This is a genomic window from Bacteroides sp. HMSC067B03 (assembly GCF_001811315.1).
GTDB classification, from domain to species: domain Bacteria; phylum Bacteroidota; class Bacteroidia; order Bacteroidales; family Bacteroidaceae; genus Bacteroides; species Bacteroides faecis.
The window spans coordinates 46,337-62,626 of the sequence record NZ_KV804412.1; the positions used below are offsets into that span (position 1 = coordinate 46,337).

General features: G+C 46.9%; 8 protein-coding genes. 2 read left to right on the forward strand and 6 right to left on the reverse strand.

The window, feature by feature from the left end:
- Positions 1-1,602, forward strand: a 1,602-nt coding sequence (locus tag HMPREF2794_RS19185; protein ID WP_070752256.1) for a glycoside hydrolase family 31 protein, incomplete at its 5' end; no start/stop codon positions are given.
- Positions 1,603-1,885: 283 nt separating this feature from the next.
- Here the strand turns inward: HMPREF2794_RS19185 and HMPREF2794_RS19190 are convergent.
- The 6 genes from HMPREF2794_RS19190 to HMPREF2794_RS19215 form a co-directional block, all read right to left on the reverse strand.
- The gene (locus tag HMPREF2794_RS19190; RefSeq protein WP_032836618.1) at positions 1,886-4,399 is read right to left on the reverse strand and encodes a glycoside hydrolase family 31 protein; all 2,514 of its coding nucleotides are present in this window, start codon (positions 4,397-4,399) and stop codon (positions 1,886-1,888) included.
- A 24-nt stretch (positions 4,400-4,423) separates the two neighbouring features.
- On the reverse strand, positions 4,424-6,202 hold the full coding sequence (locus tag HMPREF2794_RS19195) for an endo-dextranase (protein ID WP_010535881.1): 1,779 nt from the start codon (positions 6,200-6,202) through the stop codon (positions 4,424-4,426).
- A 14-nt stretch (positions 6,203-6,216) separates the two neighbouring features.
- Positions 6,217-7,731: a SusE domain-containing protein gene (locus HMPREF2794_RS19200; protein ID WP_029425143.1), complete on the reverse strand. Its 1,515-nt coding sequence runs from the start codon at positions 7,729-7,731 to the stop codon at positions 6,217-6,219.
- 36 nt (positions 7,732-7,767) lie between these two features.
- Positions 7,768-9,231 carry a RagB/SusD family nutrient uptake outer membrane protein gene (locus tag HMPREF2794_RS19205; RefSeq protein WP_371441490.1) on the reverse strand — a complete coding sequence of 488 codons (1,464 nt, stop codon included), beginning with the start codon at positions 9,229-9,231 and terminating at the stop codon, positions 7,768-7,770.
- 42 nt (positions 9,232-9,273) lie between these two features.
- On the reverse strand, positions 9,274-12,276 hold the full coding sequence (locus tag HMPREF2794_RS19210) for a SusC/RagA family TonB-linked outer membrane protein (RefSeq protein WP_070752485.1): 3,003 nt from the start codon (positions 12,274-12,276) through the stop codon (positions 9,274-9,276).
- A gap of 231 nt (positions 12,277-12,507) precedes the next feature.
- Complete coding sequence (locus tag HMPREF2794_RS19215; protein ID WP_070752258.1) at positions 12,508-14,199, reverse strand: DUF6377 domain-containing protein; 1,692 nt, start codon at positions 14,197-14,199, stop codon at positions 12,508-12,510.
- A gap of 530 nt (positions 14,200-14,729) precedes the next feature.
- Between HMPREF2794_RS19215 and araJ the strand changes: the two genes are divergently transcribed.
- Positions 14,730-15,872: an MFS transporter AraJ gene (gene araJ, locus HMPREF2794_RS19220; protein ID WP_070752260.1), complete on the forward strand. Its 1,143-nt coding sequence runs from the start codon at positions 14,730-14,732 to the stop codon at positions 15,870-15,872.
- Positions 15,873-16,290 lie beyond the last annotated feature (418 nt).

Below are 16,290 nucleotides of genomic sequence, written 5' to 3' on the forward strand. Positions count from 1 at the left end.
TATAAGAACAGGAGCAACGGAAACAAAATATTTATCGATGTCCCCGGTGCAAAAGGTATCGAAGTATTCGTCATCACCGGACCGGAAGTGCTGGACGTAGTGAAGAGATACAATCTTCTCTCCGGCGGAGGATGTCTCCCTCCGATGTGGGGACTCGGATTCAAATACCGTGTGAAAGGAGATGCTACGCAGGACTCCGTGATGCGTTTTGCCGATTACTTCCGCAACAACAATATCCCGTGTGACGTATTAGGACTCGAACCGGGATGGCAGACAGCCACTTATTCCTGCTCTTACATCTGGAGCAAAGACCGATTCCCGCAGCACAAAGAAATGCTGACCCGGCTCCAAGAGAAAGGATACAAGGTCAACCTGTGGGAACACGCCTACGTACACCCCAGCTCCCCCATCCGGAAGGCACTGGAACCTTACTCAGGCGACTTCCTCGTATGGAACGGACTGGTACCTGACTTTATCAAACCGGAGGCACACAAGATATTCACCGACTACCACCGCACACTGATAGATGAAGGTATCTCCGGCTTCAAACTGGACGAATGTGACAACTCGAATATCTCATTCGCCTCTGCCACATGGTGCTTCCCGGATTTGGCGCAATTCCCTTCGGGTATCGACGGTGAACAGATGCACCAGGTATTCGGTTCTCTCTACGTAAACGCGATGGACAGCATCTACCGTGCCAAGAACACCCGTACTTATCAGGATTACCGTTCGTCCGGCATGTTTATGTCTTCACGCAGCGCCGTGCTCTACAGTGACACATACGATCCCAAAGAATACATTCAGGCACTCTGCAACTCCGCATTCGGAGGGCTGTTGTGGTGTCCCGAAGTACGCGAAGCTCACTCTGCCGAAGATTTCTTCCATCGCCTGCAAACGGTGATTCTTTCTCCACAAGCAATGGTGAACGCATGGTATCTGCAATATGCCCCCTGGCTGCAATTCGACCGTGGAAAGAACGAACGGGGCGAGTTCCTGCCGGAAGCAAAGCAATATGAGGAATATGCCCGCACGCTGATCAACCTGCGCATGGAGTTGATTCCTTATCTTTATGCAGCTTTCCACACATACCAGCAAGAAGGAACGCCTCCTTTCCGCCCGCTGCTGATGGATTTCCCGAAGGATGAACGCCTGCGCACGATCAGCGACCAATACATGATCGGCGACGGACTGATGGCGGCTCCCCTGTATGAGAATAAGAAAGCACGGAAAGTCTACTTCCCGGAAGGAACCTGGTATAACTTCAATACCAACGAAAAGTATGAAGGCAACCGTGAATATGAGATTACAACCGAACTCAATCAATTGCCACTCTACGTACGTCAGGGAACACTGTTGCCTCTTGCCGAGCCTGTTCCCTATGTAGATGCACAAACCGTATTCAACCTGAACTGCAAAGTGTATGGTACTCCGACCGCTACCTGCCAGCTTTTCGAGGATGACGGTATAAGCTATGATTTCCAAAAAGGACAGTTCAATCAAGTCACCTTGAATGCGGTTAAAGGAAAGGTAAAGCTGACGAGAACGAAAGGTTGCAAGATCAAGAGATACCAACTCAAAGGCTACGAATTTATCAACTAAGATAAAAGCTACGGTCTACTGAAGTCAGGTCCACTGAAGCAAACTATCGCAAAGAAACAAGCTAGTAATTTCATGATTAGTTTCAACCGTTGAAACACTTAGTTTCATTGCTTGGAACAAAGTGTTTCAAGCAATGAAACTAAGTGTTTCAAGCCGGGAAACAAAAACAAGAGTATCTGCCGTCCTGCAACCAATCACTATAAGCTAACTACTTATGAGCGTTCTGGTACAGACGGCAGATACTTTTTACTTTTACACTTACAAAAAGTGAGCCGAATCCAGACTATATATGCAGGGAAATCTGACTCTCTTCCCCCCGATCCGGCATACGAAGACTGCAAATGCCAGTCTCCTTATCCCAGCTCCACACTAAGCTTTCGGTATCACTATCCATATTCTCTTCCAAACGTTCCGGCTTCACTTTCTTTACTTTCGTACCCTGAACGGTCACTCCTTTGGGAGCTGTCTTCAGATAGATGCGGAAAACAAAGTTCCGGGGACCGGGCACTGTATAGCCTTTCCCTTCACGGGCACCAACCGAAAGATGATAACCGTCCTCATCCGTCCGGAAGCGAACGGGAGTTTTGGCAAATTCATCCCGCTGGTAACCGAGATTTTCTCCTTCATCTTCGTACAAAGTAAACGAAGCCTCTTCTCCCTTTGCCGCCGGGAAAACTTCAAAGATTAAAGGATAGACAGGCTTCTCATGCGTATAGTTCATCACCGGCATAGTCGGGATAACAGAACCTTGCTTTACAAACATCGGAATGCTGGACAACGGAGCCTCTACGGTAGTCCACTGCTCTCCGATGTAAGTCGTCTTCCGGTTGTTATAATCAATCCAGGTACCTTCGGGCAAGTAGACGTTCTTTGTACGCGCCCCTTTCTTCACTACGGGAGCCACCAGCAGTTCCTGTCCAAAAAGGAACTGGGCATCGGTAGAGAAAGTCTCCATGTCCATCGGATACTCCATGAAGAGCGGACGCATGATCGGTAAACCTGTGTCGTGAGCTTCGCGGGCATACGTATAAATATAAGGCAGCAAGCGGTATTTCAGTTCGATGGCTGCCTTTGCGTTCTTTTCCGCTTCCGGTCCGAAGAGCCAGGGTTCTACCGGGTTGTCGCCCTCATGATGAATGCGGCTCAGAGGATTGAATGCGCCGAACTGTATCCAGCGGGTATAAAGTTCCGCCATAGCGGGATAGTCTTCAATGTCTCCGCAATACCCGGTAATGTCACAGGTGGTAAACGGAATTAATCCCAGTCCGGCAGAAAGAATCACCGGAATCTGATTGGCCAGTTGCCCCCATCCCTGCGAAACATCGTCACCATTGCCGCAATCGCCTGTCCAGCCAAACGTATAGCGCTGCAAGCCCGCATAAGCGGCACGGGTCATCTGAAAAACACGACGGTCGGGGTTACGCTTTTCAAATTGTTCTTTCACTACCTTGTCCCAGGTCAGTCCGTAGACGTTATGGATTTCATCGTGCATGCCCAGATGATGTTTCATCACAAGGCGTTCGGTCTGCTCCTCATTGCTCCATGCCGGTTCGCCCATATCCGTCCAGAAGCCGGAGATGCCGTCATCAATAGGCTTCTGCTGATATGCTCCCCACCAGTCGGCTACGGCGGGCAAGGTAAAGTCCACTACTCCGCAGTTGCCTCCCCAGGGCCAGGGCATGTCGTAACTCTTGCCGTCGGTACTGTCTTTCACAAAGTAACCCAGACGGTCGGCTTCTTCCCACTGCTTCTTGTTGGCTTGTGAAATGACCGGGTCTTGTGATACCACGACTTTAAATCCCATTTCTTTCAGGTCGGACAGCATTTTCTTCGGGTCCGTGTAGTTTCCTTTCCGCCACTCGAAGTCCTGCAGATGTTCTGTCCAGCCGATGTCCTGATAGATGATATCGCAAGGGATTCCGCGCTGACGGTATCCTTCGGCTATCTCACGGCTCAGTTTCTCGCTGGTAAGCAGTCCCCGGCACTGAGCAAAGCCCAGTGCCCATTTCGGAGGCATAATGGGTTTGCCCGTCAAGCCGGCATACTGACCGATGATTTCTTTATAATCTTTTCCGAAGATGAAATAATAAATCATTTCGCCATCCGGTGCTTCGAAGCTATAGTAGTCACGGCTCTCGGTACCGAACTTGAACTCTGTCTTATACGTATTATCCAGAAAAATACCATACCGGTAGCTACTCATAAAGAAAGGAATACTTTTGTAGAGCGGGTCTTCCACTACACTGTAGCAGGGCTTGTCGCTGTTCCACATCTTATAAGACTCACCTCTGCGGTCCATCTTCCCCGTTTTCTCTCCGAGTCCGAAGAAGTGCTCGTCTCGGCGGAGTACCTTATATTCCACTTTCTTTGTCCCCTCGTTCACGTGTCCTTTGTCAGCATAGTCGCTGAACAAAAGCTTCTGATACTTATCGAATATCTGCAAACTCAACGGAGACTTATTCACGCGGATACGCAATTTCGCCGTGAAAATCTCGTAGCAGGCTGCCTGCTCATCCACATGTACTGTTCCCACGTCTTCCAGCTCTTCGTTGATCACTGCGAAGGAAGCATTTTTCCGTTGCAGTGTTCCGTCCGGCGAAAACCAGACCTTGACTACCGAAGGGCTGCAAAGCTGCAACTGCAACGCAGCGCTGTCCGCCAGGTGAAAAGTCACCCGGCGCCCTTGCTGTGTAAAAGAGGTGCATGTACGTACCGCATTTTCCGCCCATACCAGCGTTGGAAACATCAGGCACAGTGCCCACACCCAAAACCTGTATCTAATCTTCATACCTGTCATTTTATTCATTCTGTCTCAGCCACCTTATTCAGCTACAATCATGGTCCAATATTTCAGAGAAGGCAAAGTGAAAGAAACGACTCCGTTCTCTTGTGTAAAAGCCAGCTCCTGCAAAGCTCCCCCGTGTACATCCGGCGATGCTACCCACAGCTTGTTCACCTTTGCCGGCAGATTCATCTGCAAAGCCGCTTTCGTAATCAAAGCCGGTTCCGGCATAGTGCCGTCCACGTCTCTCCAGCTCAGGCTGTTCGCTTGCGAGAAGTTAAGGAGATGTATCACCTGCTTGTCGCCCACCTGTTTGGCATAGGTAGTGACCGACCCTTGTTGGGGAGGCCATACATTCAACTTCATTTCGCCGTTGGTACAGTTCATGGTGATGCTGTTCTCTGTTCCTCCGTCGCGAAGCAGATTCTGATACGACGTCAGGAAGTCGTAGTAATGAACCATCGCCGTTTTCAGCTCTTCGCTCATGGTCAGGTTCTCATTCGGGAAATATTCCTTGCACAGCATATGATCGCCTCCTAGTTCGAGGTGCGAACCACCCAAAGCAAACATTACGGCATCCGTCAGCAAGATACCCGGCGTATTAAACTCTCCCCGGTTATCTGCCTTGTTATAATTCATGTAGGCTGCAAAAACCGTATTCAACCGGTAGTTACCATATACTCCATTCTCATAAAGAATAGCTTTCAGATTGGTAAAGTCGGCCTCATCCGCCCATACTTCATTATAGAAGAAATCGACTTTGCCGCTCTCCCCTATCTGGCGGGCACCGTAACGGCTGACTGCGTTCATCACCAGACTCTTGTCCGGATGAACCTGCTTCATCGCTTCTATAAAAGAGGCGTATCCCTCGCGCAGGTTGACAGGAGTACCGCTGTAATCGTAAAGAGTACCGCGTCTTCCCAACTGGTCTATCTGATAACCGTCGAAGGCGAAATTAGCATACACATCGTCATTCCTTTCGGCAAGATATTCCTGCCATTCCTTGTTGGAAGGGTCTACCAGATAGATATTACTTTTCCATCCGCCCGGCAGGTCGTGACTGTCCTTAGTGGTATGAGAAGCATCCTTAAACAAGTACCATTCTTCCTTTACTCCATCCGCGGCAGCATCTTTCAAGGCTCCGAAACAAAGATTGTAGAACATGGATTTCATACCGAAACGGTGTTGTGCTTCAATGTAGTTCTTCACCGAACTTGTATAAACCTCACGGTTAGCAATGTCCATATATACCTCGTCCAACTGCGTGCGTGTGCCGCCCAACGGCCAGTGGTGCTTATTGTGCCAGTCCTGAAACTGCACCCAGTTGATATGGTGACGGTTCAGATATGCCATCTCTTCCTGCGTCTTCGCAGTTGTCTTCTCCTGACTGAAATCAGCGACAAAACCGTAGCGCGGGAAACGTGCCGGGTCACTGGATACATCTACCGCAATCGTGCCGACTATCACATCCGTGCCATTTTCCTGACGGTAAACCTCTGCCATGTATCCTTTGAAATCGGTGGCAGGCGGCTGCCACGTCCAGCCGGTACCGTTTACCGACTCCTCTCCGACCGTTTCACCCGAAAGGCGATAACGTACTTTGGTTCCGGCAGGCAGAGCGTTGTCTGCTGTAAATACCACCTTTTCTCCCGGTTTATAGAAAGCCTTATCCGTCGACAGGCCGACACTTAAGTCCGATGTTACCGGAGTCACTTCGGTCACACTTCCCGAAGCTCCTCCATGCTGCTGGTCCGACTCATGATCATCACTGCAAGCCATGCACAGGAAAGCAGCTGCCAAGTATATTATTTTCTTCATCTTGAATTCTTGTTTTATTGTTTCACAATCGAGATCGTCTCTTTCAACTGGTCAATCGTAATCCGATAAGAACCAGCTTCCTGAATATTCCACTTATTATCCAGACCACCCAAGTCCGCATCCGGATACATGCTGCTCAACTCTGCGTCAGACTTGGTGACGAACAAGGCTGTTTCCACCTCACCCGTCGGAGTCTTGCCATTCTTATCCGCCATAAACCAGTCTCCGCCCCAGTCGGACTGCTTATCGCATGAAATCTTCATCTCACCGGCTTTCAGCGTACCGCTCCATGTGAAGACGTAAGGACTGTCGGCACTCTTCGTCATCGGGGTAGCATTGTCCAGGCTCCATCCGTTCGGAGTTGCCTCACCTACCAGATACAGTCCTTCGTAAGGAGTGAACGGACGCATCAGCATCTTTTCTTTTCCTTTGCCTGTGTAGAACAGTACTTTATAAGGTTTGCCGCATTCGGTTTCCTTCATTTGCCATTTATTATCCTCGCCTCCGAGTACTACGGATGTCGAAGTGTACGGAGCATTTGCTGTAGCAGGATGAAAGAAGGCATCCGACTGGCCGAAGTCTGCCACAGAAGCGAATTTAAATTCTCCGTCTGCTTTCCAGGGGATGACAGCTCCATAATGGAACAAATCCATCTGAACGGCATCTTTGGACAGTGCTTCAAATCCCCAGCCATTGTCACCGGTAAACGAGCCGACAATGAAAAATTCTTCAAATCTCCAGCCGATGGCTTCCGTTTCGGTAAGAGTCAGCGACAAGTCGAGCAGGTCTACTTTTACAATGTACGTTCCTTCTTCACTCATTGTGAACGGTTCGTCCGGCTGGTCGCCTGATGTGCGGTAGGTTAGTTTGAGCGCTTCTCCGGCACTGGCGTCACGGTTGTATGACGGCAGGAAGTCTCCCAAAGTCGTTATAAACTTAAACGATCCGGCTGTCAGTTTTCCGGTCCACGTAAACTGTCCGTTGTCCGTACGCTCCATTGCCGTCGCTTCGTCGGCACTCCATCCTTTCGGAGTAGCGTCGCCAATCAAGTAAAGTGTGGTAGTAACCGGCTGGTAAGTAGTCACCGTGAAGGCAGCCGTTGCACTCTGCTTCTGATCTTCCATTCCGGCAACGACAGCTGTGATACGTGCTTCCAGCTCTGCTTTCACTGCATAGCCGATACCAAGCTGCGTATTCAGAAACTGGTTAAGTTCTTCTACTTTCTTTGTCCACTGGTACGTTCCTGTGCCCAAATCTACTGAGTAAGCATTGGCAAAGTCTGTTCCTGCCTCAGCCAGTTCCAGCGTATAAGAGATGCGGTTATCGCTTCCGTAATTCGTTCCGGTAGTCCACGAAAGGGCAAGCGCTTCCTGACTATGGTTCTTCTCGTTCAACACCAGCTCCTGCTGATTCACCGAAAGGGTAAGGGTATCATGTCCTTTATCTGTCTCCATATAATCCTCGGCACAGGCAACCATGGTTCCGCCGATGAAAAGAGAGCATAACAACTGATATATATATTTCTTCATCATATTATTGATCTAAATGAATGATTATAAAACAGATTAATAACCGGGATTCTGAGTCATCAGATGATTGGAGTCCATCTCTGTCTGCGGAATAGGCAGCAGGAGGCGTTCTTTGGTCACATTATTCTTACCGATGGATTTCAGGAATGTCAGCGCATAGTTTCCATTATCAATACGGATCATATCAAACCAGCGGTGTCCTTCAAAAGCTAGCTCCATCCGGCGCTCATGAATAATCTTCTCCCTCATTTCGGTCTGGGTCAGGGTAGTCGGCACATCTGCCAGCCCGGCACGCTGACGAACGATGTTCAGAGGTCCGGCAGCCAGTTCGGGATGTCCCTGTTCGTTCAATGCTTCCGCTTTCTTCAGCAGGACATCCGCATAGCGGTATACTACGAAGTTGTTGGGGTTGGTATTATACTCCGGAGAGACGGTCTTCGACACAAGGAACTTGCGCACATTATAACCTGTATTCGACCAGGAACGTCTGTACTCCATGCCGTCAAAAGCGGGACAGCCCTGATACAATACAGTTATGTCTTTCCGTAAATCACCGTCTTCGTATTGCTTGAAGAACTCTTCTGTAGGCAGGTTCCATCCATAAGCACCGGCTACCAGACTTGAATTACGAGGTCCCATGAAAGTCGACAGCCAGGATGACTGGTTATCACCGCCCCAGAAGTCATATTCCGTGCTTCCGGAGTATTGTACTTCGAAAAGGGATTCCGCACCATTGTTGATGGTAGCATCGAAGTTATCGGCATAATTGCATTGAGTCAGATCATATCCCATCGCGGCAATGTCATTGCATAGAGTCACGACTTCATCATAGTATTCGCGATGGTTAGGAGCAAGTGTCAGGTAAATATCCGCCAGCATGGCCATTGCGGCTTCTTTGCAGGCACGTCCTCTGTCGCTGTCTCCATAACTGCTCTTCGGAGGAAGCATCGCCACTGCATTCTTACAGTCGGAAAGAATCTGGGCATATACCTCATCTACCGTATTACGGGCAATATCCGTAGATTCTCCCGGTTCAAACGGTTGCAGGCGCAAAGGTACACCTCCATACAGACGCACCAGAATATAATAATAATGTGCACGCAGGAAATACGCTTCACCCATGCAACGGGTCTTTATCTCATCAGAGACAGCAGCCGAAGGCAGATTGGAAAGTACGATGTTGCAACGTCCGATACCTACCCACGGAGAGCGCCATACGTACAAGGCAAAGCCATTATCGCTCTGGGCTATGAAGTTGGAAGCCTGAACAGTTTCCAGTCCGTCGGTTCCCCCTCCGGCACCTACCTCACTGTTGCCCGCAATGATATCGAGGCTCCATATACGCTGGTTGTACATATTGGACGACTGGAGAGTCTTATAGCAGGCAGTGGTCAGTGCCACAGCAATCTCGTTCGTTACTTCCGATTCGGGATCGACTCCATATTTAGGATATTTATCTAAGAAATCGTTGCATGATGTCAATGCCAGCATGGCAAACATCATCACCAAAGTTGTTATCTTTTTCATATTCTTCCTCCTGATTTAAAAGTTAAAGTTCAAACCCATGCTGAATGTACGTGAAATCGGGTAGCGGCTGCTGTCGATACCATTGACGTCAACTTCCGGGTCGAAGCCGGAATATCCGGTAATAGTGGCCACATTCTCGCAAGAGAAGGAGATGCGGGCATTTTCCAGCTGAATCTTTTGCATCCACTTTTTGGGCAGTGTATACGAAAGTGTAATGTTCTTCAGACGGAGGTATGAACCGTTTTCTACAAATCTGTCGGATACACGGCAGTTCTGATTCGGGTCTCCCCAGATAGCGCGGGGCATGGAGTTGCTAGTTCCTTCGCCTGTCCAGCGGTTCAATACGGCTGTGGTCTGGTTGTAAGCGGCTGCCATTCCTTCGTTGTCTACATTGTTGGCATTATAAATTTTATTACCCGATACACCTTGCAGGAAAACAGAGAGTTCCCATCCCTTATAAGAAAAATTGTTGGTCAGAGAGAAGAACCAGTTCGGGTTCGGATTGCCGATTACGGTACGGTCTTCATCGTTGATGACTCCGTCGTTATTCAAGTCCCGGAAACGGATATCACCCGGAGCGGCTCCCGGCTGGGTAGCGTGGCGGTTTACCTCATCCCAGTTCTGGAAAAGCCCGTCAGTCACATATCCATAGAATACATTAATCGGATAACCGGCTCTGAGCATAGTCACGTAGGAGTTGCCCATCTGATTGATAAACATCGGGGTCTCACTGTTCAAGTCCAGAATTTCGTTCTTGTTATAGGTAGCCGTCAAAGCAGATTCCCAAGAGAAAAGACCTTTCATATTGATGGTACGCAGGGTCATTTCCACTCCCTTATTACGCATCTTGCCGGCATTAGTGAAGGTTTCGGTAGTATCTTCAAAGCCGGAAGTGATAGGAATGGAAGCTTTCACCAACATATCGGTTGTCTTCTTGATATATGCATCCAGCGAAAGGTTGACACGTGAGTTGAACAGGCTCATATCTACACCGAAGTTGGTCTGGCGCACTTCTTCCCAATGAATATTCGGATTGGAAAGGGTGGTCGATACCAAAGCGGTAGAATTATTGTTGCCGAAAGGATAGACTCCCGTATTATAGGAAGCAACAAAACCGTAGTTACCGATTTCCTGATTACCGGTCACACCGTATCCGATGCGTAGTTTGAGATCGTTCATCAGGAAGTTGTTGTCTTTCGGAAACCAGTCTTCCTGAGAAATGCGCCATGCCAGAGAGACGGAAGGGAAAGTTCCCCAACGGTTGTTCTTGCCGAAACGGGAAGAACCGTCACGACGTACAGTGGCTGTGAGCAGGTATTTATCTTCGTAAGAATAGTTGAGACGTGCCATCAGAGAAAGCAGTGCCCAGTCACTCTGGCTACCGCCGAGACTGTACATCTTCTCGCCGTTGTCCATCTCGTGGATATTATCAAACATGAAGATATTCTTTTGAGCATTCAGATAGTCGTAGTTGTTCCATTGAGCAGAAGAACCAGCCATGACACCCACACGATGTTTCCGGGCGAAAGTATGATCGAATACAAAATAATTGTCCCACAAATAGGTGAACGACTTGTTATCGCTTTTATAGCGGGAGGATTCTTCTACCGGGTTCGGTTTCCAGTTATAAGCCGGAGTAAAGTTGTCGGCAAACCAGAATTTGGCATCATAACCGAAGGTACTTTTCAGCTTCAGCCATTTGGTAAAGGTGATCTCTCCGGTAATATTTGCCAGAAAGTTATATCCTTTGGTCTCATTGGTCATCATGTGCAGTGTACCGATCGGGTTGCGAATACTTCCGTACCATTGCGCCTCCTGCCCGGGACCGCTCCAACTGCCGTCTTCATTCTTCACCGGCTGGGTGGGAAGTGCTTTCATTGCATCTCCGATACTGTAAGATCCACCTTCTTTCACATCGGTACTGAACGTCAGGTTAGTCGTGAACTTCAGCCACTTATTGACCTGAGCATCGCTGTTGGCCTGGAAATTGAAACGACGGTAATTAACGCTTTCTACGATACCGGACTGATCGAGGAAACCACCGGATACATAGTAATGAGCCTTCTCCGTACCGCCGGAGTAGCTCACAGAGTAACTTTGTTTCACTCCCGTGCGCAGCATCTCATCCAGCCAGTTCGTTCCTGCTCCCAATAAAGAAGGGTCTGCCCAGTAAGGGTTTGTATTATCATCATTATTAGACAGCATATCATTGCTCAGGGCAGCATATTGAGCGGCATTCAGCATATCGGGCACCTTGGTTGCATTCTGAACCGCCCAGTTTGCATTTACCGTTACCTTTCCCGCACCTTCTGCACCACGTTTGCTGGTAATCATCACTACACCATTTGCACCACGCGAACCGTAGATAGCCGTTGCCGAAGCATCTTTCAATACGTCTACCCGCTCTACATCAGCCATGTTCAGAGAAGACAATCCCAAGTCGGTAGGGATTCCGTCGATGACAATCAAAGGGTTACTGTTATTGATCGTTCCCAAGCCACGGATTTTAATGGTAACATTGTCACCCGGCTTACCGGCATCGATAATCTGTACACCGGATACCTTGCCTTGCATCGCCTGACCGATATTGGCTACCGGAGAGTCTTTGATATCTTTCACCCCGACAGAAGACACGGCACCGGTCAAATCGCTCTTTTTCATTGTTCCGTAACCTATTACAACTACTTCATCCAATACTTCCGTATCTTCCTGCAAAGTTACTTTCAACGAGGTTTTCCCGTTCACCGAAATGGTTTGCGTCTTATAGCCGACAAAAGAGACAGTCAGTGTGCTGTTGGCTGAAACACTTAATGAGAAGTTACCGTCTATATCGGTAATCGTACCATTCGTGGATTTCCCTTCTATCACGCTGGCACCGATAACCGGCTCACCTGCGGCGTCTGCCACATGTCCTTTTACTGTAATCTGTTGTGCAAATGCACTAAGAGATAGGAACAAGCCCCACATTATTAATAAGAGGCGGCGTTCAAAGCCTTTCGACTTCATGCTCTGTTTCATGTACAATAATTTAAAGTTAATATTAGGATTACTATTTGTTCTCGCTGAAACAAAAGTATCCACAATTAAACCCGCTTCTTTTGAGAGATAGCAAAAATATAGTGATTTATACAGTAACATACAGTATAAACCATTAATAATAAGATTATTATAGAATAACAATTATGCTAAAAAAGTAGTGGTTTTCTTACTTTTTCGTCTTACCGGTTTTCACTTTTCCCTTCATTTTCTCTATTCCGGGCGGGCGGCTTTCTCTTCCGTCTCCGCAACCTTCTCTTCTACCTTACCTATTTTCATCACTTTAGCCTCAAACTCATCTCGTTCGCCAAGTGCTTTATTACGGACACGCGTCCGGTAATTGTAGATGGTAGTAACAGAATAACGCAGGAATTGGGCAATCTTCGTACTATCCGTAATCCCCAGCCGGATAAGAGCAAAGATACGAAGCTCGGTATTTAATAGTTCTCCCGCCTTAGGTTGCATCGGCTCAACGAGCAGAGCATTGAATTCTTCCACGAAGTTGGGGAAGAGCTGCAGGAAGGTCATATCGAAATTAGCATAGAACTCTTTCAATTCTTCTTCGAGGAATTGGGAGGATTTGATTGCTTTATAGAGTTCTTCAACCTTACCAGCAGCCGCAATCTTATTCAGAGAGCGACGGTACAAATCCATTTTGTCGAGGTATGTAGAACATTGGTCCATATATCGCCCGATATACTCTTCTTTGATATAGTTCGTTTCTGAAAGCGTATGGTTCATCTCTTTCAGTTGTGAATTGGAGTGATGAAGTTCTTCATTCAGCTCTTGCAACAGTGTATTGGTGTCAAGCACTTCACGACGGGCTGCCGCCACTTTCTTCATCTGTTTATAAACAAAGAAGACAGCTACCAGCAAAAAGATAGAAAGCAAGCTAATACAGATCAGCGATATCTTCATTTCCTGTTGCTGCCGCTTCGCTTTCAGTTGGTAGGCCTGATCGATGATAGGGAACACCTGAGAGATTTCTAATGTACGCAGACGGGCATTGCAAAGAGTAGCATCTTCTAACGAGCACTTCAGATAATTATAAGCGCGGTCTATATCTCCGTCCTCATAGACAAGAGAGGCCAGTTTCCGAAGAGATACATATTCTTTCACCGCCGATTTCAAATCGGCAATAGCCGAAAGAGCCAGATAGTGCTTTTGCCCTTTTTTATCTCCCTTCAGGCGATATCCTTCTGAAAGGGTGTAAGTAATCATAGCTTTGGAGTGTTCATCCATCGAAGGTCTTCCGTAATAATCCATCAGCATACGAATTGCTTCATCATATTGGGCATGGACTATACATTTATCAGCCATGACTAATACGTGCCCCAAAGAATCGGAAGCATTTATCTGCAAAAGAGAGTCCCGATACAGGTCTGTCATCCGGTAATATGCCTTCTTTTCTTTTTCCGTGACGGCATAGTCTCCCATCAGTCCATAGATGGTACGATATAAATGATAGTAATAGGAATACAGATAATCGGGCAATGTCTTCTTGTCTATCTGCCCCAGCTGCTCCAGAGCTTCTTTATACATTCCGGTTGTTCCCATTACCTCTGCCATATTCATCGCGGAATCATCCAGATAATCTTGTTTTCCCATATGAGAAGCCAGATTCTGCTTTTTTTGTGCATATACATAAGAAGAATCCAGATTATAGGCCCGATATTCATCGAAGAGCCTGCCACAAAACCCATAACGCTGTTCATCGGAAGTTGCTTCCGAAAGTAGTTTCTTCAGGTCAGCAATACGAGCTTCCTTCTCTGCTCCGTAAGTCTGGCGGTTCTTAATGATACCATCAATCTGACGAAGCAACGCGTCGGTACTCTTATCATCATTTCTTGCACAAAGCAAACAGGGAAGGACAACTGTCACGAAAATCAAAACAATCTTTCTCATAGTCTATGCATATTATTACTGCAAAGATAAAAGTCTTTCAGAAACCTCAAGCCTTTCTTACAATTATTATGATAAATGAGGCCATTAAAAAACAGACGGAGGATAATTATTATATTTGCAATAATTACATTTCTAATAATGGCCATAAATCTGGTCACACCAGGATAAAACAGATATGAAGTATCCGACAAATTATTAAGAGCCCGGCTATAAAGAAATTATTAACTATCTGATATTTAAAGAATATTTGTAAATAATCTCTTATAAAATCCTCAAAAAAGCGGTTTAAAGTCATTGTATTTAATCGGACTACTCATTGAACTGACTCCCTTTTCCTTTCTCCCGGATTGAGCTATTAGTGGATAACTCCATATATCCGTCCTACCTCTAAACCGTATAAATTGATTTAAATCAAAATCTTTCATGGCGAACTCACCCTGAGATATTTTGTTTTACCTTTGCGCTCCGATAAAAGTCACTTTTAAATAAAGTAAGGTAAAAAAAGTAACAGGTATTAGGTTAAGTTTCGTATGAAGAAGAGTCTTATTGCATTGGCATTCGGTACCCTCGGATTGGGTATCGCAGAGTTTGTGATGATGGGTATACTGCCCAATGTAGCGAGAGATTTACAGATAAGTATCCCTACTGCCGGGCATTTTATTTCCGCCTATGCATTGGGGGTTTGTGTAGGTGCCCCCGTATTAACATTGGCCCGGAAGTATCCATTAAAACATATATTGCTGGTATTAGTCACCCTGATTATGATAGGTAATATCTGTGCAGCCTTATCACCTAGTTACTGGATGCTGCTTATTTCCCGATTCATCTCCGGACTTCCTCATGGAGCCTATTTCGGAGTAGGTTCTATTGTGGCAGAAAGACTTGCCGATAAAGGTAAAAGCTCGGAAGCTGTCTCCATCATGATTGCCGGAATGACCATTGCCAACCTATTCGGTGTACCATTGGGAACTTCTTTAAGCACCATGCTTTCGTGGCGTGCTACCTTCCTGCTGGTAGGTCTTTGGGGAATCGTCATTCTGTATTATATCTGGCGATGGGTTCCTCATGTAGAAGGACTGAAAGATACCGGCTTCAAAGGACAGTTCCGCTTTCTCAAAACTCCGGCTCCTTGGCTGATTCTCGGTGCTACGGCATTGGGAAATGGCGGTGTATTCTGCTGGTACAGCTATATTAATCCCATGTTGACAAATGTTTCCGGTTTCTCTGCCGAAAGCATCACCCCTCTGATGATTCTTGCCGGATTCGGTATGGTCATGGGCAATCTGATCAGTGGACGACTCTCTGACCGTTACTCTCCCGGAAAGGTAGGTACTGCTGCACAAGCACTTATCTGTCTGATGCTGCTGCTTATCTTCTTCCTCTCTCCTTACAAATGGGCGGCTGCTCTACTGATGTGCCTCTGTACAGCAGGACTGTTTGCTGTCTCCAGTCCGGAGCAACTATTGATTATCCGGGTAGCTAAAGGTGGAGAGATGTTGGGAGCTGCCTGCGTACAAGTTGCGTTCAATTTGGGAAATGCTATCGGTGCTTATGCAGGAGGACTTGCAGTTAGTGGTGGCTATCGCTATCCTGCCTTGACAGGTGTTCCGTTTGCGCTGATCGGATTTACCTTGTTCCTAATCTTTTATAAGAAGTATCAAGCCAAGTACTAGACTTTACAGCTTCCTAACCCCTTTATCGAATAGATACTGGACCTTCACCTTATCCTTAATCATTTTCGAGTAGAGAGAAAAACCGAAGAATAAGAAGACTAATGGCACCATATTGACGATTCTGCTGACAGATGCATTTTTAAAAACGAGCAAACCAGCCTTCGGGGAAATAAGGCAATGCATGAATATACAGATGATCTGTATATCTGTCCCGTTTGAATGGAAGATTATGCAAAAGTGTTGTTATCTGACATGCAGAATATATATATCCAACTTGCAGCACATTAATGACTGACACGTTGAGTAAGGCTACCTGACATGTCAGCCATTAATGTTCTGCATGTCAGCTAACGGTATCCAACAAGTCAAGCTACCCCATTTGACAGGAAAGGTATGAATACCGAATTATTAGAATTGT

What these genes read in the sequence shown, in the direction of transcription:
- HMPREF2794_RS19190 (WP_032836618.1), bottom strand. Translation starts at nt 4,399, where the DNA reads ATGACAGGTATGAAGATTAGATACAGGTTTTGGGTGTGGGCACTGTGC.
- HMPREF2794_RS19195 (WP_010535881.1), bottom strand. Translation starts at nt 6,202, where the DNA reads ATGAAGAAAATAATATACTTGGCAGCTGCTTTCCTGTGCATGGCTTGC.
- HMPREF2794_RS19200 (WP_029425143.1), bottom strand. Translation starts at nt 7,731, where the DNA reads ATGAAGAAATATATATATCAGTTGTTATGCTCTCTTTTCATCGGCGGA.
- HMPREF2794_RS19205 (WP_371441490.1), bottom strand. Translation starts at nt 9,231, where the DNA reads ATGTTTGCCATGCTGGCATTGACATCATGCAACGATTTCTTAGATAAA.
- HMPREF2794_RS19210 (WP_070752485.1), bottom strand. Translation starts at nt 12,276, where the DNA reads ATGAAACAGAGCATGAAGTCGAAAGGCTTTGAACGCCGCCTCTTATTA.
- HMPREF2794_RS19215 (WP_070752258.1), bottom strand. Translation starts at nt 14,199, where the DNA reads ATGAGAAAGATTGTTTTGATTTTCGTGACAGTTGTCCTTCCCTGTTTG.
- araJ (WP_070752260.1), top strand. Translation starts at nt 14,730, where the DNA reads ATGAAGAAGAGTCTTATTGCATTGGCATTCGGTACCCTCGGATTGGGT.